This window comes from Bacillus sp. JS, from assembly GCF_000259365.1.
GTDB classification, from domain to species: Bacteria; Bacillota; Bacilli; order Bacillales; family Bacillaceae; genus Bacillus; species Bacillus stercoris.
Map to the genome: position 1 here is coordinate 177,501 of NC_017743.1, position 22,882 is coordinate 200,382.

Annotated in this window: 21 protein-coding genes and 5 tRNA genes (1 of these 26 running past the window's edge); 12 read left to right on the forward strand and 14 right to left on the reverse strand. The window is 44.0% G+C overall.

Annotated elements, in window-relative coordinates:
- On the reverse strand, positions 1–139 hold the 5' portion of the coding sequence (locus MY9_RS01025) for an MFS transporter (RefSeq protein WP_014662549.1). It extends 1,085 nt beyond the left edge of the window; 139 of the gene's 1,224 nt are visible here — the first part of the coding sequence; it begins with the start codon at positions 137–139; its stop codon lies beyond the left edge, outside the window.
- Positions 140–408: 269 nt separating this feature from the next.
- Here MY9_RS01025 and MY9_RS01030 point away from each other — a divergent pair, with 269 nt between their 5' ends.
- From MY9_RS01030 to MY9_RS01050, 5 genes are all read left to right on the forward strand, one after another.
- Positions 409–1,677, forward strand: coding sequence for an aspartate aminotransferase family protein (locus tag MY9_RS01030; protein WP_014662550.1), 1,269 nt, complete (start codon positions 409–411; stop codon positions 1,675–1,677).
- Entirely contained in the window at positions 1,674–2,624 is a 951-nt protein-coding gene (locus MY9_RS01035) for an inositol monophosphatase family protein (protein WP_014662551.1), read from the forward strand. The genes MY9_RS01030 and MY9_RS01035 overlap by 4 nt, the downstream gene beginning before the upstream one ends.
- Positions 2,599–3,645: a zinc-dependent alcohol dehydrogenase gene (locus tag MY9_RS01040; protein WP_014662552.1), complete on the forward strand. Its 1,047-nt coding sequence runs from the start codon at positions 2,599–2,601 to the stop codon at positions 3,643–3,645. Before MY9_RS01035 ends, MY9_RS01040 begins: the two co-directional genes overlap by 26 nt.
- A 240-nt stretch (positions 3,646–3,885) precedes the next feature.
- Complete coding sequence (locus MY9_RS01045; RefSeq protein WP_014662553.1) at positions 3,886–5,322, forward strand: SulP family inorganic anion transporter; 1,437 nt, start codon at positions 3,886–3,888, stop codon at positions 5,320–5,322.
- Between the two features lie 145 nt (positions 5,323–5,467).
- Positions 5,468–6,388 (forward strand): bile acid:sodium symporter family protein, encoded by a 921-nt coding sequence (locus tag MY9_RS01050; RefSeq protein WP_080478297.1) that lies wholly within the window; start codon positions 5,468–5,470, stop codon positions 6,386–6,388.
- A gap of 9 nt (positions 6,389–6,397) precedes the next feature.
- Here the strand turns inward: MY9_RS01050 and MY9_RS01055 are convergent, their stop codons facing one another.
- The 13 genes from MY9_RS01055 to MY9_RS01115 all read right to left on the reverse strand — a co-directional run bounded on the left by MY9_RS01055 (position 6,398) and on the right by MY9_RS01115 (position 20,822).
- The gene (locus tag MY9_RS01055) at positions 6,398–7,150 is read right to left on the reverse strand and encodes an alpha/beta hydrolase (protein WP_014662555.1); all 753 of its coding nucleotides are present in this window, start codon (positions 7,148–7,150) and stop codon (positions 6,398–6,400) included.
- Positions 7,147–8,157, reverse strand: coding sequence for an iron ABC transporter permease FeuC (feuC, locus tag MY9_RS01060; RefSeq protein WP_014662556.1), 1,011 nt, complete (start codon positions 8,155–8,157; stop codon positions 7,147–7,149). The genes MY9_RS01055 and feuC overlap by 4 nt, the downstream gene beginning before the upstream one ends.
- Positions 8,150–9,154, reverse strand: a complete 1,005-nt coding sequence (locus tag MY9_RS01065) for a FecCD family ABC transporter permease (RefSeq protein ID WP_014662557.1) — start codon at positions 9,152–9,154, stop codon at positions 8,150–8,152. The genes feuC and MY9_RS01065 overlap by 8 nt, the downstream gene beginning before the upstream one ends.
- Before the next feature lie 18 nt (positions 9,155–9,172).
- The gene (gene feuA / locus MY9_RS01070) at positions 9,173–10,126 is read right to left on the reverse strand and encodes an iron ABC transporter substrate-binding protein FeuA (RefSeq protein ID WP_014662558.1); all 954 of its coding nucleotides are present in this window, start codon (positions 10,124–10,126) and stop codon (positions 9,173–9,175) included.
- An 89-nt stretch (positions 10,127–10,215) separates the two neighbouring features.
- Positions 10,216–11,805, reverse strand: coding sequence for a bacillibactin transport transcriptional regulator Btr (gene btr, locus MY9_RS01075; RefSeq protein WP_014662559.1), 1,590 nt, complete (start codon positions 11,803–11,805; stop codon positions 10,216–10,218).
- Between the two features lie 190 nt (positions 11,806–11,995).
- Positions 11,996–13,240: an exo-beta-N-acetylmuramidase NamZ family protein gene (locus MY9_RS01080; RefSeq protein WP_014662560.1), complete on the reverse strand. Its 1,245-nt coding sequence runs from the start codon at positions 13,238–13,240 to the stop codon at positions 11,996–11,998.
- A gap of 13 nt (positions 13,241–13,253) precedes the next feature.
- Positions 13,254–15,182: a beta-N-acetylhexosaminidase gene (gene nagZ, locus MY9_RS01085; protein ID WP_014662561.1), complete on the reverse strand. Its 1,929-nt coding sequence runs from the start codon at positions 15,180–15,182 to the stop codon at positions 13,254–13,256.
- Positions 15,183–15,209: 27 nt separating this feature from the next.
- Positions 15,210–16,535 carry an N-acetylmuramoyl-L-alanine amidase gene (gene amiE, locus MY9_RS01090; protein ID WP_014662562.1) on the reverse strand — a complete coding sequence of 442 codons (1,326 nt, stop codon included), beginning with the start codon at positions 16,533–16,535 and terminating at the stop codon, positions 15,210–15,212.
- Between the two features lie 56 nt (positions 16,536–16,591).
- Complete coding sequence (locus MY9_RS01095) at positions 16,592–17,959, reverse strand: PTS transporter subunit EIIC (protein ID WP_014662563.1); 1,368 nt, start codon at positions 17,957–17,959, stop codon at positions 16,592–16,594.
- 26 nt (positions 17,960–17,985) lie between these two features.
- Positions 17,986–18,837 carry a MurR/RpiR family transcriptional regulator gene (locus MY9_RS01100; protein ID WP_014662564.1) on the reverse strand — a complete coding sequence of 284 codons (852 nt, stop codon included), beginning with the start codon at positions 18,835–18,837 and terminating at the stop codon, positions 17,986–17,988.
- A 16-nt stretch (positions 18,838–18,853) separates the two neighbouring features.
- Positions 18,854–19,762, reverse strand: a complete 909-nt coding sequence (gene murQ / locus MY9_RS01105) for an N-acetylmuramic acid 6-phosphate etherase (protein WP_041521237.1) — start codon at positions 19,760–19,762, stop codon at positions 18,854–18,856.
- Positions 19,763–19,871: 109 nt separating this feature from the next.
- The gene (locus tag MY9_RS01110; protein ID WP_014662565.1) at positions 19,872–20,354 is read right to left on the reverse strand and encodes a GNAT family N-acetyltransferase; all 483 of its coding nucleotides are present in this window, start codon (positions 20,352–20,354) and stop codon (positions 19,872–19,874) included.
- A 12-nt stretch (positions 20,355–20,366) separates the two neighbouring features.
- Positions 20,367–20,822 (reverse strand): DUF523 domain-containing protein, encoded by a 456-nt coding sequence (locus MY9_RS01115; RefSeq protein ID WP_014662566.1) that lies wholly within the window; start codon positions 20,820–20,822, stop codon positions 20,367–20,369.
- Between the two features lie 179 nt (positions 20,823–21,001).
- Here MY9_RS01115 and MY9_RS01120 point away from each other — a divergent pair.
- The 7 genes from MY9_RS01120 (at position 21,002) to rsiW (ending at position 22,848) form a co-directional block, all read left to right on the forward strand.
- Positions 21,002–21,076: transfer RNA gene (locus MY9_RS01120), tRNA-Glu, on the forward strand.
- 3 nt (positions 21,077–21,079) lie between these two features.
- Positions 21,080–21,155, forward strand: a tRNA-Val gene (locus MY9_RS01125).
- A 4-nt stretch (positions 21,156–21,159) separates the two neighbouring features.
- Positions 21,160–21,232 (forward strand) — tRNA-Thr (locus MY9_RS01130).
- A 22-nt stretch (positions 21,233–21,254) separates the two neighbouring features.
- Positions 21,255–21,339 (forward strand) — tRNA-Tyr (locus MY9_RS01135).
- A 4-nt stretch (positions 21,340–21,343) separates the two neighbouring features.
- Positions 21,344–21,415: transfer RNA gene (locus MY9_RS01140), tRNA-Gln, on the forward strand.
- A gap of 229 nt (positions 21,416–21,644) precedes the next feature.
- A complete protein-coding gene (sigW, locus tag MY9_RS01145; protein WP_003223646.1) occupies positions 21,645–22,208 on the forward strand; it encodes an RNA polymerase sigma factor SigW in 564 nt (187 codons plus the stop codon).
- A 13-nt stretch (positions 22,209–22,221) separates the two neighbouring features.
- Complete coding sequence (gene rsiW, locus MY9_RS01150) at positions 22,222–22,848, forward strand: anti-sigma-W factor RsiW (protein WP_014662567.1); 627 nt, start codon at positions 22,222–22,224, stop codon at positions 22,846–22,848.
- The last annotated feature ends 34 nt before the right edge of the window (positions 22,849–22,882 follow it).

Here is a 22,882-nt window from a genome sequence, read left to right on the forward strand (position 1 = left end):
AAAAAACTAATACACCGCCATTACTGTAGCTTTGGGCGTAATGGGAAAGTAATTCCGGCAGGACGGCTCCAAGTATAACGAGAGTAAAGGCGATCGACCCATAAGATAAACATCCAATCCACAGTAAACGAGTTTTCATTCATTAATCTCCTTTGATAAAAATAATACTCTCTACAATTTTTATGATAGGACTGGCAGCAAAATAAGCGTTTATGTAGTTTATATTTAGTTTTTTTACAATAAATCCATTTATTTCTATCTTAACATAAGCTGTTTAAATAGGAACCCCCTATGCAAACGTTAACAAATAATTAACAATTTTTACTATTTATCTAGTTGACATTAATTTCTAGAATTTATACGATGATTAACGAGTTTTACATATTTTATTAAATAGGGGTGTTGATAGTGGGGACTAAAGAAGTTACGAATCCAGACAGTTTGTATTACAAAGTGGATGATGTTGTCATGGAAAGAGGAGAAGGCATTTATTTATACGACTCAGAGGGCAATGAGTATATTGATTGTGCTTCTGCTACTTTCAATTTGAATTTGGGTTATACCAATAAAGAAGTTATTGATACAGTCAAAGAACAGGCTGACCAGCTGATACATGTCACTTCATCCTACCAAACCAACGCCGTTAATAAACTAGCTGAAAAACTTGTAGAAATCTCCCCCGACAATCTCACGAAAGTTCACCCCAAAGTCAGCAGCGGTTCTGCCGCGAATGAAGGAGCTATCAAAATGGCTCAAAACTATTCAGGGAAAACAGATGTCATTTCTTTATTCCGAAGCCATCTTGGCCAAACGTATATGATGTCTGCGTTATCCGGAAATTCGTTTCGAAGAGAGCCGTTTCCCCCTCAGTTTTCTTTTGGCTTGCAGGTGCCTGACCCCTATTGCAACCGGTGTTTTTACAATCAGAAACCAGATTCATGCGGAATGCTTTGTGTAGAAAGAATTAATGACTTTATCGAATATGCGAGCAACGGAAAAATTGCCGCGATGATTATTGAACCGATCTCCGGTAATGGAGGAAACATCGTTCCGCCTAAGGAATACTTTAAGCAATTAAGAAAGCTCTGTGATGAGCATGATATCGCGCTTATTTTTGATGAAATTCAAACTGGATTCGGCCGTACAGGCAAGATGTTTGCCGCTGATTACTTTGATGTGAAACCGAATATGATGACGGTCGCGAAAGGTTTGGGCGGCACGGGGTTCCAGGTTGCCGCTACACTTACAGAGGATAAGTACATGGGATTAGCCGGCCATAATCACTCATTTACTTATGGTTCAAATGTGATGGCCTCGGCAGCGGCTTGTAAGACCATCGAAATCATGCAGCGTCCTGGCTTCTTAGAAAATGTAACAATTGTCGGGAATTACATTATGGATTCTTTAGAGCACATGAAGAAAGAATTTACCTTTATTGCTGACGTCAGAGGCGTAGGTTTGATGATCGGCGTTGAAATTGTAAAAGAGAATAATGAGCCTGATGTAGAACTGACCAATTATATTGCAAAACGGGCTATGGATTATGGGTTAATTTTACGTACTTCCCGTTACGGATTCGGAAATGTATTTAAAATCCGTCCGCCTCTCACGATTACGCTTAGTGAGGCTGAGGTGCTTTGTTTCAAACTTCGTAAGCTATTGGAGGATATCAAGTGAAAGAATATATTATAGAGCTTGGAAAATTTGTTTATGAGGAAGTAAAGGGACAGAAAGGAACACTGAAAAACCGGTTAGTTAACGGGTATTCCCCAGGGGGAGATGCACAGTTTAACATTGATGCGGCTGCTGAGAACGCAGTGCTGGATTATGTGCAAAGCAAAAAAGAATCAGTCGCGTTTTATACGGAAGATGGGGGATTGAAGATATTTGGAGACAATCCTCAATATATTTTGATTGTTGATCCGATTGACGGTACGCGTCCGGCAGCTGCAGGTCTTGAAATGTCTTGTATCTCTATCGCATTAGCTGCGTACAAGCCTGCCGCAAAAATTAAGGATATTGAATTTGCTTTTCTGCTAGAGCTGAAAACAGGAGCCTATATGTACGCGGATGTTTATTCTGAGGGGATCTATTATGAAGGCTATCGTGGCACCCTGCCAAATCTGAGCAAGGTGGAAGACATTAAACATATGTTTTGGAGCCTTGAGTTTAATGGGCATCCCTCGCATCTGATGATTGATGCGTACGGTCATTTGATAGATCAGTCAGCGAATAATGGAGGCGTTTTTGTTTTCAATAGCGCTTCATATTCTATCTCCAGAATTATCACAGGGCAGATGGATGCCTATGTGGATATCGGCAATCGTTTATTAAAGGACGATCCTGCGCTGCTAAAAGATTTTCAGGCTGTAGGAAATGGGCAGGTTCTGCATCTGTTTCCTTATGATATTGCCGCAAGTGTGTTTTTGGCGAAAAAAGCGGGTGTTGTCATTACTGACGCATATGGAAAGTCCTTGGATAACACACTTCTGACGGATCTTAGCTACAATAACCAGCAGTCATGCATCGCCGCGTCCACGAAGGAGCTGCATCAGAAGCTGCTGGATCAAATTCGCTGGGACAGAAAGGAAGAGACATATGAAAGCGTTGGTCTGGACTCCTAATGAACGGCTGGAATTGCAAGAAGTAGAAGAACCTCAAATTAAAAAAATGAACGATGTAAAAGTAAAAATATACGGGACAGGCATCTGCGGAACGGATCTAAATGTTCTAAAAGGAAAGATGCGCGCGACTCACGGTATGATCCTTGGTCATGAATCTGTGGGCGTGGTGACTGAAACAGGACCTGAGGTTAAAAACGTTAAGCCTGGTGATCGTGTGGTGATCGATCCGACTCAGTTTTGCGGGAAGTGTTATTATTGCAGAAAAGGTTTAACTTGTTATTGTGAAACATTTGAAGACTGGCAGCTGGGATTAGGGGCACATGGCACATTTGCCGATTATTATGTGGGCGAGGACCGATTTATGTATAAAATCCCGGACGCGATGGAATGGGAACGAGCCACTTTAATTGAGCCGCTTTCTTGTGTGTTAAATGTGATTGAGCGGGCTGCTATCAAACCTGACGATTCTGTACTGGTATTAGGTTCAGGGCCGATTGGACTGCTTGTTCAAATCATGGTAAAAAAACTCGCTAGGTTGACAGTTGCGACGGAGGTTGGTGAGTACCGTTCAGAAGCGGCGCGCCGAATATCTGACTATGTTTATCACCCTCAGGATTTAACGGTAGATGAGGTCAAACGGATTAACCAAGGGAGAACATTTGACGTGATCTTTGACGCGATCGGTAATCAGCTTGAATGGGCATATCCGTTAATTAACAAGGGCGGAAGACTTGTGCCTATGGGATTTGATGATACGTATGAGATGAGAATCAGGCCTTTCCAGCTGCTTTCTAACGGTGTGACGATTGTTGGAACCGGAGAGGCGCGCCAAATTATGGAGGATGCGGTATCATGTGCTGCGGACATGCCTCAGCTTTCTGAATTAATTACGGAGAAAACTCCGCTTGAGAACTACGAGGCTGCCATCCAGGAATTGATGGGTATAGGTGCGTTGCCAAATGAGAGAAAAGATATTACTGCTATTAAAACGATTCTTGTGTCCCATCCGGATATGATATAATCCAGCGAAATGGCTCAGACTATGTTTGAGCCATTTTTTTCTTCAGCATTCATCTTGCGTAATTGATGAAAATTTATTATGATACTTTGTATGACAACTCCTTGCCACAATACAATATACTCAACGTTTCCCCGTAGTCCCCGGTCGTTTTTCTTTCACTTTCTCCCGTAAATTAAAAAAAGCTCCCAATACAATAGATATGGTGCGGATTTATTTTTTTATAAGAAGGAGTCGTTATATTTGAATAATAGTTTTACATTACAACAGCAATGGTTCGGGAATATCCGAAAAGACATTCTTGCTGGCATTTTGGTTGCGTTAGCATTAATTCCTGAGGCGATCGGCTTTTCTATTATAGCCGGTGTGGATCCGATGGTCGGTCTATATGCGTCATTTTGTATAGCCATTATTATTTCTATTTTTGGCGGCAGACCTGGCATGATTTCAGCTGCGACTGGTTCAATGGCAGTCGTTATGGTGTCTCTGGTTGCTGATCATGGGCTTCAGTATTTATTTGCGGCAACGATTTTGACAGGCATTATTCAGGTGATTTTAGGTATCAGTAAAATAGCGAGATTAATGAAGTTCATCCCGCGTTCTGTCATGATCGGGTTTGTAAATGCGCTGGCGATCCTTATCTTCTCTGCGCAGCTTCCTCAGTTTGAAGGTGCTTCTTGGAGTATGTATGCGATGCTTGCCGGGTCGCTTGTTATTATTTATGTGCTGCCGAGGTTTACGACTGCTGTTCCGTCCCCGCTTGTTGCGATTATTGTGATGACAATTATTGCGGTCACTTTCCATGTGGATGTGCGGACGGTTGGCGATATGGGCAATATTTCTAGTTCGTTGCCTCATTTCTTAATTCCTGATGTTCCGTTAACCTTTGAAACACTGCAAATTATTTTTCCTTATTCGATTGCTTTAGCGTTTGTCGGGTTGCTTGAATCTTTGCTGACAGCACAGATTATTGATGAAATGACGGATACGGACAGTGATAAAAATAAAGAGAGCCGAGGACAGGGAATTGCGAATATCGTGACCGGATTCTTTGGCGGCATGGCAGGCTGTGCTATGATCGGACAATCTGTCATTAATACAAAAGCGGGCGGGCGCGGACGTTTGTCAGCATTTGTGGCCGGTGCTTTTCTGATGTTTTTAATTGCGGTGCTAAGTCATGTCGTGGTGAAAATCCCAATGGCTGCGTTAGTGGCTGTAATGGTTATGGTGTCTGTCGGCACATTTGATTGGTCTTCTTTAAAAGGACTTAAAAAAGCGCCGCTCACGGACTCGATTGTCATGGTTGTGACTGTGATAACGGTTGTTGTGACGGATGACTTATCTAAGGGTGTATTTGTCGGCGTTCTTTTAAGTGCCGTGTTCTTTGTGGCAAAAATCTCGAAGCTGAAAATCGTTTCTCATGCAGAGGATCAAAAGCTTAGAACCTATCAAGTGAAGGGGCAGATCTTTTTTGCGTCAGTGACGGATCTTGCAAATGCGTTTATTTATCAAGAGGATGTTGAGCGGGTCGTGATTGACTTAACTGAAGCTCATGTATGGGATGATTCTGGAGCGGCAGCACTTGATAAGATTGTTGCGAAGTTTAAAGAACAAGGCATTGAAGCCGAGTTAAAAGGTTTGAATAAAGCGAGTAAGTCTCTAATGAAACAGATGGCATAAAATAGGGAAGCCCAGATTAACGAGATCTGGGCTTTTTTATATAACATACGGTTAAGCAGCATTGATATAATAGAGAGAAGAGAAATTTAAAATAGGGGACTTGCATATGATGCTTCAGAAGCTGAACCGTGTATTGGGGAGGGTGATGCCGCTTTTAACGCCGACTAGTGTGGTGTTGGGCGTGCTGTTGTCTCAATTTTTAAATGGATATGAAAGCGCAGTGCCTTGGATCTTTGCGTTTATTACGTTTGCAGGCAGTTTAAGCGCGAACTTTCAATCTTTGAGACATGCATTATCTCACCCTCTCCCTATGATTCTTGCACTTTTTGTTCTTCATATTTTTATGCCGCTTTTTGCTTGGGGCAGCGGCCATCTTATCTTTAAAGGCGACCCTTTAACGATCACTGGTTTAACGTTGGCTGTCGTAATTCCTACTGGGATTACAAGCTTGATTTGGGCAGCGATGTACAAAGGGAATGTCGGTTTGACGCTTTCGATTATCTTAGTTGATACTGTGCTGTCACCACTAATCGTACCGCTTAGCCTTTCATTGCTGGCCGGCGCTCAGGTTCATATGGACGTGTGGGGAATGATGAAAGGCCTGATTGTAATGGTTGTGATTCCTTCTTTTCTGGGCATGCTGTTTAATCAGATGTCATCTCCTGAACGAACTGCATCTGTGAGCAGCGCGCTGTCGCCTTTTTCAAAGCTTTGCTTGATGGCAGTGATTGCGATTAACAGTTCAGCGATTGCTCCTTATTTCAAAGCCATTGATTTGAGATTTGCAGGAATAGCTGTAACGGTCTTCTTTATTGCGTTAACAGGCTATGCCGCTGCTTGGCTGATCGGAAAAATGATGAAAAGGCGCCAAGAGGAAATAGTCTCTCTTATATTTACGGGAGGCATGAGGAATATCAGTGCCGGCGCAGTTCTTGCCGTTACGTTCTTCCCGTCTCAGGTTGCCGTTCCTGTTGTGATCGGCATGCTGTTCCAGCAGATATTGGCTGCTTTGTTTGGCTATATGCTGAATCGTTTTGAATTAAAACCTGTTTTGCAGAAAGCATGAAAAAACCGCTCATTGGATTGAGCGGTTTTTTCCGTATAGCCATTCGAGAGCGGTGATGAACTGTTTGCAGAAATACTTGCGGTGGTGCACCGCCCCTTTTTCAATTGAAAGACAAAGCTGGTCTTCAGTGAAGCCTTTTTCTTTTAGACTTTGGTGAACTTGCTTTGTTTTTTTCAGCATATGCCGCTGAATGGATTGTTTTCCACGGCCTTCTTCACTGCCGACAGACATGAAAATACGCGCAGTGCCGGGTGTTAAAGAAGAAATATGAATGGTTTCCGCTGCGTTCTCGTACCAGTATGAACCTGAGATAGAACCTATTTTCCCAAACACTGACGGATACTTTAATAAGGCGAACATTGAGATGAGGCCGCCTAATGAGGCACCGATCATTCCTCTTGTTTGCGGTTTCCTGGCGATGTTCCAGTTTTCTTCGATAAACGGAATGAACCGGTTTGTCATGTCAGACAGATAGTCATATCCTATGCCTCCGAAGTCCGGGAATCGATCACTGAGTGATGCAGCCGGCCATGGCGTGTATTCGTCAAGCCGATTTTCAGGTTCGATACCAATTAGTACAAGTTCAGGGAGTCTTTGCTGTTGAAACATGCTTTCTAATAATTCAATTTGGCCGTGAAACAAAGAATGGCCATCTTGCACATAAACAGCAGGGAATTCCCCGCTGTCTGCGCTGTAGGAAGGAGGGAGGTACAGCGTGAACCTCCTGTTGCCGGCTTTGTGTTCTGAAAGAGATCCTTTCAAGCATTCTCCCCCTTTTTTTGCTTAAAAAGCAAATATAAAAAATAAGGAACACCGAGGATCGCCAAAATGATGCCTGCGGGCACTTCCGCGGGCTGAAAAAACAGTTTTCCTGCAAAGTCTGCGCTTATCACAAGCAGCATCCCGATTAAACCGCTCAGTGGCAGAATATAGCGATGTTCGACGCCAGACAGCCTCCGTGAAATATGGGGAGCAATTAAGCCGACAAACGCCATGCTGCCCGCTACGGAGACACAGGCACTGATGATTGCTACACAGGCGACGAGCAGGATGGTTTTTTCTTTATTTGATGATATGCCAAGGCTTCTGACTGTGTCTTCATCAAAACGAATGGTGTCGAGCAAGCGGGATTTGGCAATAAGAATCGGTATAAACAGCAGCATCCACGGAAGAACGGCTGTGATATACGTCCAGTTGGCAGACCAGATGCTTCCGTTTTTCCACACCATGGCCATTTGATAGTCTTGCGGGTCCATTTTTAATGATAAAAACAAAGAAAGGGCGCTGAATCCTGAATTGATCGCGATTCCTACCAGAATAATTCTTCCTGAATCTAAATTGCCTCTGTGCCATGCAAATATGTAAATCAGGAGCGCCGCGATGAGCCCACCTATCAATCCAAAGAGCGGCATCCCCATCGCTGCAGCTATGGATGTAACTTCCTTCTGGCCTTGGAACAAGAGCATAAACGCCACAATACCGGCTCCCGCCCCTGCGTTGATTCCGAGAATTCCTGGGTCAGCAAGCCCGTTTCTTGTGATGGCCTGGATGACAGCGCCTGCAATGCCAAGACCGAGTCCGATAATAGCAGCCATGACAACCCTCGGAAGTCTTAGATCGAACAGCAAAATTTCATACTGCGGATTCGGATCGATTTGAAAAAGAGTGGAGAGCAGCTCAGCCGGACGAACAGAAAATGATCCGCTCGTTAAGCTGAAATAGCTGACAACGAGAATCAAAACGATGAACAATGCATATTTTTTAGCCATTTTGCTCCCCTCCTTTTCGTTTAATCAAATAAAGGAAGAAAGGTACGCCGATAATGGATGTTACGACCTCAATCGGTGTTTCAAACGGATAGTTGATAAATCGGCTTGCGAGATCACACAGGGTTAAAAAGATTCCGCCCAAAATACAGGAACACGGAATCAGCCTGCTGTAATCAGAGCCGACGAGAAATCTCGTGATATGCGGAACAACCAAACCAACAAACGCAATTTTTCCGGCCAGCGCTACGGCACTGCCGGTTAAAATAATGACGGAAAGCATCGCCATGATTTTTATGGTTTTTTTCTTTTGGCCCAGACTTTTAGAAATGTCATCGCCTAAGGATACGGCAGTCACCTTTTTGCTGAGAGACATGGCCATTATGATGCCAATCAGGAAAAACGGAGCGGCAAGCTTCAGGAAATCCGGACTCATTTGATGAAGTCTGGCACTGTACCAGAAACTGAGATCCTGAGAAATTTGAAAATAAATCGACATGGCCGCTGATAAACTGCTGAGCAGCATGCTTGTGACTGTGCCGATGATGGCGAGCTGCACGGGGGTAAATCCGTTCGGCATCATGGCGGCAAGGCCGAATACTAACACAGCCCCTAACGCTGAGCCGATAAAAGAATAAATGATCATTTCAATCGACGATGATTGCGGGAGCAGAACCATACAGAGCGTGATGATAAACGCGGAACCATCTGAAACGCCCATAATGGAGGGCGAAGCTAAATAATTGCGCGTAATGCCTTGCATAAGCGCTCCAGAAACAGCAAGGGCTGCCCCTATGAGCAGAGCGCCGGCAGCCCTTGGAATCCGAGAATGCCATATAATTTGATGGTCTGTGTTTCCCGGATCGAAATGAATAAGAGATGTAAAAACAATATCTGTGCTAAGATGCTTTGCCCCATAAAGGATTGAAAGCAAAAGCGACAGTGCTATAGCAAATGGAGAAGTAATCAATATGATACGTGTCCACTGTTTTGAATACATACAAAAACCTACTCTGAATTAGTTTTGTGTCAATTTTTCAGCAGCCGCTTTCAGGAAACGGACTTTGCTCCAAGCTGTGCCGCCTTGTGCGAGAGGGTCCACTGAGTTGACATACACATGATCTTCTTTGACTGCTTTCAGGCTTTTCCAGATTGGATTTTTCTCCAGATCTTTTAAGGCATCAGGTTTGTCTGCATTTTCATCATCAGAAAATTGGACGAAGATATGATCTGGGTTCATTTCACTTAATTTTTCTAATGAAATCAGCTCTTGCGCTTTTGCAGCTTTTACTTCGCTCGGCGCCTTAAGGCCTAAATCACCGTATAGCGTGGAGTTGAAATACACCTGTTCAGGGTAAATGTAAATGTTGCCTTGTCTGATTCTGATGACAAGCGCTTTTGAATCTTTCGCTTTATTATTGATTTTAGTTTTTGTTTCTTTTAGATCCTGTTCATAATCTGCAATGATTTTTTTCGCTTTTTTCTCTTTTCCAGTCAGCTGGGCAAGCAGCATCATGTTTTCTTTCCAGTTTGAAGAGATATGAGAAACTGGGATCGTTGTGCCGGCTGTGCTTATTTTTTGCAGTGTTTTTTCTGGGAATTTTGTTGAAGCAAGGATGACGTCTGGCTTCATTTCTAAAATCTTTTCAATGTTTGGCTCCATTTTTTCTCCGGTTGATTGGGCTTTATCAGTAATATCTTTGAACATATCAGGGAATTTGCCTGAGAATGAAATCGCGCCTTGCGGGTGAACATCAAGCAGTTTGGCATCTTCCATTGATTCAACGCTTCCCGTAATGGCAATTTTGTCTGTCGGTACAGTTACTTCATATGTTTTATCCAGGTATTCAATTTTCTTCTTCTCCGATGCTGTGCCGCTTGCCTTGCTGGCGGTCGATTCGTTTTTGCTGCCGCAGGCTGCTGCTGTCAGTGCGAGAAGCAAGATTAATAAGGTTAGAGATATTTTTTTCATCTATAGGGCCTCCTGTCAATTGATAACTATTATCAATTAGAATTATAGAGAATGAATAGATATAACACCATGGACAAATTTCTGATTTATCATGGACAATCTCCGGATAGTAAAGAAATAGTTTGCTGAACGATGCGTTCGTGCCCGCAAGCTGAGTATTCATTCCACGGGTCAAGGGATAAAAGATAAACACGGTTATTCTTTACGGCGCTTAGGTTCTGCCATGCTTCTGTCAGCTGTAATTGCTGATAATAGGCTATGGTCTCTGGTTCTTTAAAAAGAAAAAGCATCATGCAGTCAGCTTGGTAATTTGCGATATTTTCTAACGGAATCGCTTGCTCTGAAGGTGTGTCAGCTGTTGTTGCCGAGCTGAATCCTAAATCTCCAAAGAAAACTTCGCGGACGCTTCGGTTATGTGCCAGATAGAAGTTTTGCTTATGCAGCCTCAAAAAGAGAAAACGCAGCCCTTGAACGTGCTGAAGTGTTTTTTTGGCGGCTGTTGTCTGCCGGTCATAAGCCGAGAGCCACTTTTCTGCTTCGGATTCTTCCTTTAAAAATGAGGCCGTTTGCAGAAAGTGGGTTCTCCAGCTTTCTTCTGAAGGAAGGTACATGACTTCTGCGATGCGATTCAGGTGATATTGTTCTTCCGGAGAAATAGAATCCATGCTGACAATCACATCTGGTTCTGCCTGCGATAATGTGTACAGGTTTTCTTCCCACTTTTCATTAAAGCGGTATGCACTGAGCTGGACGGGTATATCTGTCGAATAATGCTGATAGTAGTAAGACGTCCATTTCGGATGCAGAGCAGCGGCAAAGGGTATGTGATGAAGAGGAATGAGATGGCCCATGGTCCCCCTTCCATAAGCGGCGATCTTTTTTCGTCGTTTTTTCATATAGCTTGTAGGTGAACACCCTGTATATTTTTTAAAGATTCTGCTGAAATAAAATTCATCTTGATAACCGGATTGGTGAGCGATTTCTTTCAATTTGCCGTTTGATTTTGCCATGAGCTGTTTCGCTTTGGTGATTCTTGTGTTCGTAATAAATTCTGTTACGCTCTGTCCAGTCCATTTTTTAAAGCTTTCGCTGTAGTGTTTGGCGCTGATTCCTGCGATTTGTGCCAGCTTGGCAAGCGTGATTTTTGAATGGGCATGGGTTTCGATATAGTGTTTTGTTTTTTCGATTGCTGAATGTGTATCCGTTTGCTCAGATAAACTGGCAGTAAAGAGGTCATAAATCAGGCTTTGTACTTCAATCACACATTTAAGCTGAGAAAGCTGAGACGATTCATTCCATAGTGTTGCAAGCTCTTGAAGCCGGACTGCAAGGTTTTCGATATGCGAAACATTCACAAGCTTCAGTTTGGCTAATTCTGATTCTGCGCATGGTGTGAACATATCTTGGCCGTTTACCTTGATATAGCTTTGAAGCCTGATCAGACAAGCATCTATATGTCCATCGGCTGCTGGTGTAAAGCCAAAAGTCTCGTTAGGCGGGCAAACATAAAGTGTCTTTTTTTGCAGAGGATTGGTGTTTGTTCCGATCGAAATATGGCCGTTTCCTTTTAAATGAAAGATCAGCACGAATGAATCGGCTAATTGCTGTTCTGAGAAGAGATCACTTGTTTTTTTTAGATATTCAATTTGTATGGGTTGATAAATCACTGCGTTTGGCAAGAGTAGACCACCTTTTCAGAAGCTTTCAATTGATAATCATTTTCAATAAAAATTGTACCAAATAAATGAAAGTTTTCCTATATAAAGCGGGTGGGTTTTTAGCACGAAAAAAACCCTTACTCGTGTATGAAAGTAAGGGTCTTTCGTTCAGTAAGAATATGTTACACGTGTAACATACGATGCTTACGCCTTAATAAATGAGATATTTTTTTCTTGTTTTGCTGAATTGTTGGAGTGTTTTTTCATAGCTGTCTATGATGTCTTCAATAGAAGTTCCATTTTCGATTTTTGTCCTGATCCAGCCGTTGCCTGCCAGTTTATCGAATGAACCTGTTGAGAGGAATTCAAAATCCTCAGGATAGAGATCGTGTATGGTTTTAATGACTGAGAGACCTGTTTTAACGGCTTCAAACTTATCTCTGTCTGTCACATAGAGCTGCACACCGTGGCAAAGCGTTCCTTGATGTTTAGAAAACGTTGGGGTAAAGGATGCTGCCCTAAATGTCACGCCCGGCAAATGGAGGCTGTTTAAAGTTTCTTCAAGCTCTGTGCTTTTGATAAAGGGAGCTCCGATCAATTCGAATGGTTTTGTTGTCCCTCGCCCTTCGGATATATTTGTTCCTTCAATTAGCCCGGTTGCAGGATAAACAAATGTGCTCTCCACTGTCGGCATGTTAGGCGAAGGGAGGACGAAAGGCAATCGGGTATCGTCAAAATCCATTTTTCGTTTCCAGTGTTTCATTTTCACGACTGTAAGCTCGGCATCAATGTCAAACTCTTTGTTGAACAATATAGCCAATTCGCCTATCGTCATCCCATGCTTCAACGGAATGGGATACAATCCGACAAATGAGGCGTATTCAGGTTCTAAGATTGGTCCTTCAATATGATTTCCGCCTTGAGGGTTCGGGCGGTCCAGCACCATAAACGGAATGTCGTTTTCTTTGGCGGCTTCCATTGCGTATGCCATTGTATAAATGTACGTGTAGAAACGGGTCCCGACATCCTGTATATCAAATAGTAGAATATCAACATTTTTCAGCATCTCTGGTGTCGGTTTCTTCGTTTTTCCGTAGAGACTGTATACGGGAACCCCGGTTTTTTCGTCAATGTAAGAGCCTACTTCGTCTCCAGCCTGGGCGTCACCACGGACGCCGTGTTCAGGGCCGAATAAAGCTGTCAGTTTGATTTCTGGATTCTCGAAAAGTATATCGACACTGCTTTTCAGAGATGCATTTACTCCCGTTGGGTTGGTGATCAGTCCGATTCGTTTTCCCTTGAGCTTTTTTTTGTAATCTGGCAAAAGCGTGTCTATGCCGGTCTGGACTTTAGGTTTTTTAGCCGTTTGATTCTTTGAATCGGGTGAAGCAGAGGCAGCGGTTATCGTTCCGAACATCATGAGCCCTGTGAGAAAAGCGAATATTGTTTTTCTCATATGTTCCTCCTCATTAAAGCGGTTTTCCCGTTTTGATATTTAAACCGTAGCCAAATGGGTAAAGGGTGTTCCCTGGTTTCGTGACTGACGGAATGTCAACTGGAAGTGTGCCTTTAGGTTTTGTCTGGCCGAATATCGCCATCACTCCGGCCGGAATATTAGGTTGAAGATAACGGCCATTTGTGTATCCTTTAAAGCCATAGACAGCAATCAGTGCCTTTGCTTCTTCAAAATTGGCGGCATCATAGGGATTGCGCAGACTCATTAAGACAAAAGGTTTATTGTGCTGCAGTGCGGCTTTCATGACAGCTCTCGGAAACACGGTAGCCCATTTGCTTGAATCAGATATGGTGTCGTCGATGACACCGTCGTTGACGACAGGGTCATTTTTGACGACATAGGAACCGGTAATGATATAATCAGCCTTTTTTACTTGTTTTTCATGCTCGGCCTTAAATACTTGGTTGGCAAAATTCATTTTGTCGACAGATACGGGTTTGATTTTCTTACGATTGACGAGATCGCGAATGGTTTGTTCGATTGAAGCAGTTTGTTCTTCGTAAGGTGCCACAATTAAGATTCGGCTGCCTTTTTTGGGCTTGAACGGCAAAGTGTGCTGTTCATTTTTTAATACAGTTACTGCTTTTTCAGCTATTTTTTTCTCTGCTTTCAGGTGCTGCTTGCTTCCTACGATTTTTTGGGCTTTGGCTATTTTTTCTTTTGTACTGTCGTCGTTCCGTGCTGGATACATGCCGCGTTTTATTTTCAGGGAAATGATTCTTTCAACTGATTTGTTGATTTGATGTTCAGGAATGTCTCCGTTTTTCACGGCTTCTTTCAAAGCTTGAATAACACGTGAGAATTTCTGTTCTTCTTTCAATGAAGTAACTGAGGCTGGCATTAATGCAATATCGACACCAGCTTTTACGGCCATGACCACAGCCTCTTCCTGTCCGAAATGATCTGCGATTGCCTTCATATTGAGCGCATCGGTAACGATGACCCCATTAAAGCCCATTTCCTGACGAAGAAGGCCTGTCATCACTTTTTTCGAAAGTGTAGCTGGAAGCAAAATGTCCGATCCATCGAGTTTGCTTTTGTATGTGGTGTCGTCAAAGGCAGGGAATTGAACATGGGCTGTCATCACCATATCAGCACCGGCATCAATTGCTTTTTGAAAAGGATAGAGCTCGACCTCTCGAAGCCGTTCTTGATCATGGGAAACGAGCGGCAGTCCATAATGGCTGTCAACGTCCGTGTCTCCATGTCCCGGGAAATGTTTGAGGGCAGAGGCGATATCCTGCCGCTGCAACCCTTTCATCGTGTATAAACCGAGTCGTGATGTCAGTTTTCGATTGGAGCTGAATGACCGTACGCCGATTACAGGATTATCAGGATTATTGTTAATGTCTACGACAGGGCTGAAATCTGTATTGATGCCTAAGGCCGAGAGCTCTTTTCCAATGATGCTGCCGGTCTGATACGCATTGATTCTGCTTCTGGCTGCGCCCAGCGCCATATTCCCTGGGAAATTAGTGCCCTCCCCTAGCCTCGTTACAATGCCGCCTTCCTGATCAATACTAAGTATGAGTGGGATTTTGGGACTTGCCTTTTGGTAAGCGTCTGTCAGCTGGACCGTTTGCTTTGTTGTTTTTACATTTTCTGCAAAAAGAATGACGCCTCCGAATTGATATTTCTTGACGAGGCTGGCGACTTCCTCATTCATTTCCGTAAGGGCTTGCGGTGAGGACTCGCCTTTCTTTTGCCAATTTCTAAAATCAGGCATCAGCATCTGACCGAGTTTTTCATCTAATGACATACGATTGACAATCTGATTGGCATCGATTGAACTTTTAGATGCAGTGGCTTCTTTCTGGTTAGCCACGAGAAAACATGAAAGAAAAAGAACGGCTGAAAGGATAAGCGGAAAGACAGGTTTCATAGAAACTTCCTCCTATCGTCTAATCATTCATTCCATTGCTTCATAAATCGCGGTTATAACGCTTCCATAACTGCCTGTTGGAAATTGATCACCCTCAAAGACGTTGGGATTTTCTTCTGGATCAACAACTGGGGTATGCTTTTTATTTGTTAACAATGCGATACCTAAATTGTATGCCGGATCAATGATTGTAACGGTCCCCGTCCAGCCTGTATGCCCATAAGCATTTGCGCTGGCGTAAGGGCCAAACATCCATTCCATGCTTTTGCTTCCGTTCCGCCGCCAGCCAAGAGCGAATGTCGGATCTGTTGCTGAAGGTGCTGTAAACAAGTCAGCTGTTTTCTGATCAAATAAAGAAATGTTTCGGTATGATCCTTTGTTTAACATGACTTGCAGCAGAATGGCCATATCATCTGCATTTGAGAACAACCCGGCATGGCCAGACACGCCATCCATTGAGTAAAACGCTTTTTCATCATGCACTTCTCCTTGCAGCGTGTTTGTGCGTATGTTAGGGAATTGAATAACGCCGTCACGTGTATTGCCCATGCGTTCAGTAGCTGCGAACTGCTTTGGTTTAAAGCCTTTTTGCAGCGGATTGTACAAGGTGTGCTTCAGCTTCAACGGCTTGTAGAGCTCTTGCTCCGCGTAGCCATCAAGCTGTTTTCCGGTGAGTTTTTCGACAATACAGCCGAGGAGCATATACCCAATGTCACTGTATACGTGTTTTGTCCCGGTTTGATAATCGAGCGGAATTTTCGTCAAATATTCAATCGTTTTGTCACGTTCCTGGGAATAGTATTTGCCGGCTTTTTCCGGCGTGTAAAAGTAAAAGCTTGATGGAAGCCCTGATTGGTGCTGAAGAACATCAATGACACGTATCTTGTTTTTTCCTTTTATGGGGTCTCCAGGCTGATCCTTGAAACCAGGCAAATATGCAGAAACTTTTTCATAGACGTCAAGTTTTCCTTGGCTGACTAAGTGCTGCAATGCAAAATTTGTGGCGTACATTTTTGTATTTGAGGCTAAGTCAAACATCGTGCGGGTTTTCATTTTTGCCGGACGGCGCAGCAGCTCTGATCCTTCGTACTTTTTACTGTAGCCGTATGCTTCTTTTTTTATGATGTGTCCATCCTTCACGATGACAAGAACGGCGCCTGGAAATCCTGCTGCAATATCCCGTTCTATCATCTGATCTACCTTCCTTAGCTTCTTCGTCGAGAATTGTGCAGTTGCTGCATTTATGGTTTTCGGCTCAACCAAGCTGTCTGCTGCTTGCGCGAAGGTTTCATTTGGCGCCAATATCGATAGGGTTAAAATGGCACTGAATAACAACAGTGTCTTTGTTTTCACAGGTTATCCCCTTTCTGTGCTTCTATCCCGTTTACTATCCCTAAAACAGCAACAATTTAATCGAACTGAGAAGCCATTTCATCTTTATATCCGAATGCATAGGTCAATAAAAAGCCGGCCGCGTAGGAAATAAAGAGCCCAACGATATACAGGATGATTTGCGAAGGCAGGACTAGAAAGGAAAGCGGCAGTCCGGAGACACCAATCGCAATGGTGGCTACTTGAAAATAAGCTTGAAAGGCGCCGCCGATTCCAGCACCTAAGCATGCCGTTAAAAACGGACGGCCAAGCGGCAGCGTGACTCCGAAAATGAGCGGTTCCCCAATGCCGAGCAGGCCTGACGGAAGCCCGCCGGCGATTGCTTTTCTCAGTGTTGTTTTTTTCGTTTTCACGAAGACGGCAAAGGCCGCGCCTACCTGTCCTGCACCTCCCATAGCCAAAATAGGGAGCAGAGGATCATTGCCAATTGAATTGATCAGTTCCATGTGCACAGGCGTCAAGCCTTGATGCAATCCGGTTACGACGAGAGGAAGGAAGGTTGCGCCCAGAATAAAGCCCGCAGCGATGCCGCCGATGTCCAGGATGGACAGAAGGCCGGATGTAATGGCGTCAGAAATGAATCCGCCTAAAGGCATGAATACGACATACGTTACGATTCCGGTGATTAACAGTGAAACGGTGGGTGTGACAATGATATCGAGTGATTGAGGAATAAAGCGGCGAATAAATTGTTCGGTGTAAGCAATGAATATAGCAGCGAAAAGGACGCCGATCAGGCCTCCCCTGCCCGGAAGAAGCTCTTCTCCAAATAAACTGATCTTTGCGATCTCCGGATTGATAATCAAGATCCCGGCCAAAGCCCCAAGAGCGGGTGTCCCGCCAAATTCTTTTGAAGCGTTGATACCCACGAGAATGCCGAGATAAGTGAACAGCCCTGATCCGATGATTGTCAGGATAACAGCAATTTGTGATTCTGCAGAGAGCCAGCCGGCTTGAATACTTGCTTTGGTAATCCCGGTAATTAAACCGGAAGCGACAAGGGCGGGAATAAGAGGGATAAAGATGCTGGCGATTTTACGTAAGAAAAGTTTAAAAGGAGTGGCGTTCTTTCGATTGATATCGGCTTTCTTTTTGGCGGCTGCTTCATTCACATCGACACCATCTTCCGCTGACATGAGCTTGGAGAAAGCCGCTGTAACATGATTGACGACTCCTGTGCCGAGGATGATTTGTAAGGTTTCAGCCTCGACGACCCCCAATACCCCGTCAAGCGCTCTTAAAGCCTGAGCATCTGCTTTGTTTTCATCGTAAGGTGTAATACGCAGCCTTGTCATGCAATGCGTAAATGAGGATATATTGGATTTCCCCCCGCATAACTCGAGGATTTTCTTTGCGAGTTGATGGTAGTTATTTTCTTTGCTCATTAAAAACCCCTCCCCTTCAAGATGCTTTATTTTTTTCTCATAGATTGTATGGCTGCTCTTGTTTTATCGATATAGCCGGTTGTTTCTTCATATTGCTCAGCCGCCATGCCTAAAAACAATACATCTATCATAAAAAGCTGGGCGAGGCGGGAGGAAGTGGCTGCACTTCGAATTAAGGCTTCATTGGAATGGGCTGTATACAATGGGACATCAGCCAGTGCGGAGACGGATGTCTGACTGAATTGTGTGAGGCTGATCGTTGTGATGCCTTTTTCCTTAGCCATGGCAAGCAGTTCAATGATTTCCTGCGTCTCTCCTGAGAACGAAATGGCGAATACGATGTCGTCTTTATCTGCATTTGCGATCAAAGATGCAACAAGATGAGTATCTGTAAACGCGGTTGCTTGTTTATGAATACGAAGCCACTTTTGCTGAGCGTCCTTGGCGACAATGCCGGAAGCCCCGACGCCGATAAAATGCACAGTGTGAGCTTTGAGAAGCAGAGAAACCGCTTGTTCCAGTTCTTTGTAGTCCATCAGGTCTGAAGTATCCTGAATGGCTTGAATGGCATTGCCGGCCGCTTTTTCGGAAATAGAGGGCAGCGGCTCGTGGGGAACAATATCACGGTAGCCCTGAAACGTAGGCTTTGCCAGATCGCCCGCTACTCTCATTTTTAAATCTTGAAATCCCTTTAATCCGAGTGATTTGCAGAGCCTGATGACGGCAGCGTCACTTGAATTGGCTAAGGCGCTGATTTCGCTGACAGTGCTTTCGATTGCTTTGTGGGGATGGGTTAGGATATAATCTGCAAGTTTACGCTCGGATGGAGGGAGCTTATGCTTCATTGATTGGATGATCGCTAAACCGCCTGTTGCCATTCTAGTTCTCTCCTTATCATGGATGGTAATTTTCGATTGCTTTATCAATGAAACCGTTTGCTTCATCGAGTAATGTCTTTGCTTGTTTCTGATCTGTACTGGTTTTGAGCATAACGATTGCTGTTTTGACGTGATGATCGGCTTGTTCCAGGGTTTGCCTGGCTGTTTCGTATGAAGCGTTTGTAAGGCTTTGGATGATGCTGATGGCGCGTTCTTTTAGTTTTTTGTTGCTGACGTTGACGTCTACCATCAAGTTTTCGTAGACCTTGCCGATTTTGACCATTACAGCGGTAGATATCATGTTTAGAATCATTTTATGAGCGGTTGCAGCTTTCATACGTGTTGATCCTGTAATGGCCTCAGGTCCGACGACAACCTCAATGCTGTGATCCGCATCCTTGCTGATGGCGGAATTTTCATTGCAAGTAAGGGCGATGGTGTGCGCTCCGACTTCGCGGGCGTATCTTAGGGCGCCTGCGGCGTAAGGTGTACGGCCGCTTGCTGCGATGGCAATGACGGTGTCATTTGACGTGAGCTGTAAGTTTCTTAAATCCTCAGCCCCTGCTTTTTCACTGTCTTCAATGCCCTCTGCTGCCTGTAAAAAGGCTTCGGAGCCTCCAGCCATGATTCCGATGACCTGATCAGGACTTACGCTGTAAGTGGGAGGACATTCAACAGCATCCATGACGCCGAGTCTGCCGCTTGTGCCTGCGCCTGTATATATGAGCCGGCCTCCACTTTGAAATGAATCATATGCGCAGTCTACAGCTGTTTTGATGTCAGGGAGAACCTCCTGAACGGCTGCAGCGACCTTTATATCTTCGTTGTTGATCATTTTGAGGATGCCGAGAGTGTTTGCTTTGTGGATTTCAACCGTTTGGCTATTGCGTGATTCCGTTGTAAGATGATGAAGGTTTTCTGACATGAGGATGCCCCCTGTTTTAAAATGATATATCTCAATATTCAGTATATTCATTTCTGTTATGATATTTCAACTATGTTTTTACATTTTTGAAATTTTATTTCACTCAAGACTATAAGAAATGATGAAGGATCAACTGTTCTCCAAGCGGCCCGATTCTTCGCCGTCCTTTATCAAGGAACCCGCATTTCATATAAAGGTGTTTTGCGCGTATGTTCAGATGATTGACGGCCAAGATGATTTCGTCGCACCATGGAAAGTATCCGCTCACAAAAGAGGGAAGCAAAAGCATGGCTTTTTTCGCGTACCCTTTTCCGTGATGCACAGCGTTTAAAGACAGGGAGCTGAGCAGTAAAGCAAATGGATTGTTAGAATAGGAAGCTAGCGTTTCTTTTGATGCATGTAAAATGAAAAAACCGACTGGAAGATCGTCTTTTAAGATGACAACCGGGTATCGGTCCTGTATGCCCAGAGCCTGAGACAGCACCTCTTTCGGGAGGGAGGTAAAGCGTTTGTCATCGTTGGTGAGCGTGAATGATTGAAGCTCGGGCAAGTGTTCAGGCTTATAGAAGGATAAAGAAATGTCTTGAGTCATGGGGTGGCCTCCTTACAATATGTCGTCTAGCTGGTTTTCTGAAATGACGCGGTAGCCCGCTTGTTTTAGCAGTGCGGCGGTTACTCCGCTGCCGGGGATTTTTTTGCCAGAGAATGTGCCGTTATAGATAAAGCCGCTTCCGCAAGATGGACTGTTTTCTTTTAATATGACGGCAGTGGCGTTGATTTCTTTTGCGTAAGCCAATGTTTTCGCGGCACCTTCCATATATAGCTCTGTAACATCTTCACCTGAAGCTGTCACGATTTTCGCGGTTCCATTGAGGACATCCTCGCCGGTGCCTCCTATGATTTCTGCGGGTTCACGAGGGGTTGAAAAGCCGCCAAGAAGTTCAGGGCAAGCCATGACTGCTCTATTTTCAGCGACGAGTTTTCTGATTTTCTCAGACGCTGCGTGAGAGCCGTTATATCTGCACTCAATGCCTCCAAGGCAAGAACTGACTAGAATCATATTGGTTTCTCCTCTCTTGCTTTGCTTGTCTCTATCATAAAATAAATGACTTTCGTTGGGAGGCTTTTTCAGTTAAAAAAGGAGTTAAAAAGTTTGAAAATAAAAAATTTAATTTTTCTCTTTACAAATAGGGGGTGACCTGTATATAATAACTTTTGTCAGCTCGACGAGAACACAACGGCCCGTTGGTCAAGCGGTTAAGACACCGCCCTTTCACGGCGGTAACACGGGTTCGAATCCCGTACGGGTCACCATTTGGAGGATTAGCTCAGCTGGGAGAGCATCTGCCTTACAAGCAGAGGGTCGGCGGTTCGAGCCCGTCATCCTCCACCATCTTGCCGGTGTAGCTCAATTGGTAGAGCAACTGACTTGTAATCAGTAGGTTGGGGGTTCAAGTCCTCTTGCCGGCACTGTTTTTTCAAAATTTAATGTGGAGGGGTAGCGAAGTGGCTAAACGCGGCGGACTGTAAATCCGCTCCCTCAGGGTTCGGCAGTTCGAATCTGCCCCCCTCCACCATTATTGGGCTATAGCCAAGCGGTAAGGCAACGGACTTTGACTCCGTCATGCGTTGGTTCGAATCCAGCTAGCCCAGTCACAGACACCTTTGACCAAAAGGTGTCTTTTTTCTTTTTTAAAATTCATTCCAACTTCTAACTGTTCAGTCTGTATAATAATTTTAAAAATATGTTAAGGTAGTTTATTCACGAATTACCATCTACACCCTGCCAAAAATTTGATAAACTTATTTTATAAAAAAATTGAAACCTTTTGAAACGAAGCTCGTATACATACAGACCGGTGAAGGCAGAGGTTAGATAAATATGGAAATGATGATTAAAAAAAGAATTAAACAAGTCAAAAAAGGCGACCAGGATGCATTTGCGGACATCGTAGATATTTACAAAGATAAAATTTATCAGCTTTGCTACCGTATGCTTGGCAATGTGCATGAGGCAGAGGATATTGCACAGGAGGCTTTCATCAGAGCGTACGTTAATATCGACAGTTTTGATATTAACCGGAAATTTTCAACTTGGCTTTATCGAATCGCGACCAATTTGACCATTGACCGCATTCGCAAAAAGAAGCCGGATTATTACCTCGATGCAGAGGTGGCTGGTACAGAAGGCTTGACCATGTATTCCCAAATCGCCGCAGACGGTGTTTTGCCTGAAGATGCAGTTGTGTCGCTCGAGCTCTCAAACACGATTCAGCAGAAAATTTTAAAGCTTCCTGACAAATACAGAACAGTCATCGTATTAAAGTATATTGACGAACTCTCATTAATTGAAATCGGGGAGATTCTAAACATTCCTGTGGGGACTGTGAAAACGCGGATTCACAGGGGCAGAGAGGCTCTTAGAAAACAATTAAGGGATCTTTAAGTGGGGTGATGAAATGAGCTGTCCTGAACAAATTGTGCAGCTTATGCATATGCATCTTGATGGAGATATCCTTCCAAAAGATGAACACGTATTAAATGAACATCTGGAGACATGCGAGACATGCAGAAAGCATTTTTACGAGATGGAGAAATCAATAGCGCTCGTACGGAGCACATCGCATGTCGAAGCCCCCGCGGATTTTACCGCTAATGTCATGGCAAAATTGCCTAAGGAGAAGAAAAGAGCTTCTGTGAAAAGATGGTTCAGAAGCCATCCCGTTATCGCAGCTGCTGCGGTATTCATCATTTTGATGGGCGGAGGTTTTTTTAACAGCTGGCATAATGACCACAATTTCAGCGTGTCCAAGCAGCCGAATCTTGTGGTTCATAACCATACTGTGACCGTGCCGGAAGGTGAGACGGTTAAAGGTGATGTCACTGTCAAAAACGGCAAGCTGATTATTAAAGGCAAAATAGACGGGGATGTAACCGTCGTGAACGGCGAAAAGTATATGGCCTCTGCTGGACAAGTCACCGGTCAAATTGAAGAAATCAATCAATTATTCGACTGGACATGGTACAAGATGAAGTCTGCGGGGAAAAGTGTACTCAGTGCATTCAATCCGAACGGAGAAGAGTAAAGCGCGTTAGCTGCTTTGCTCTTTTTTTGCGGGC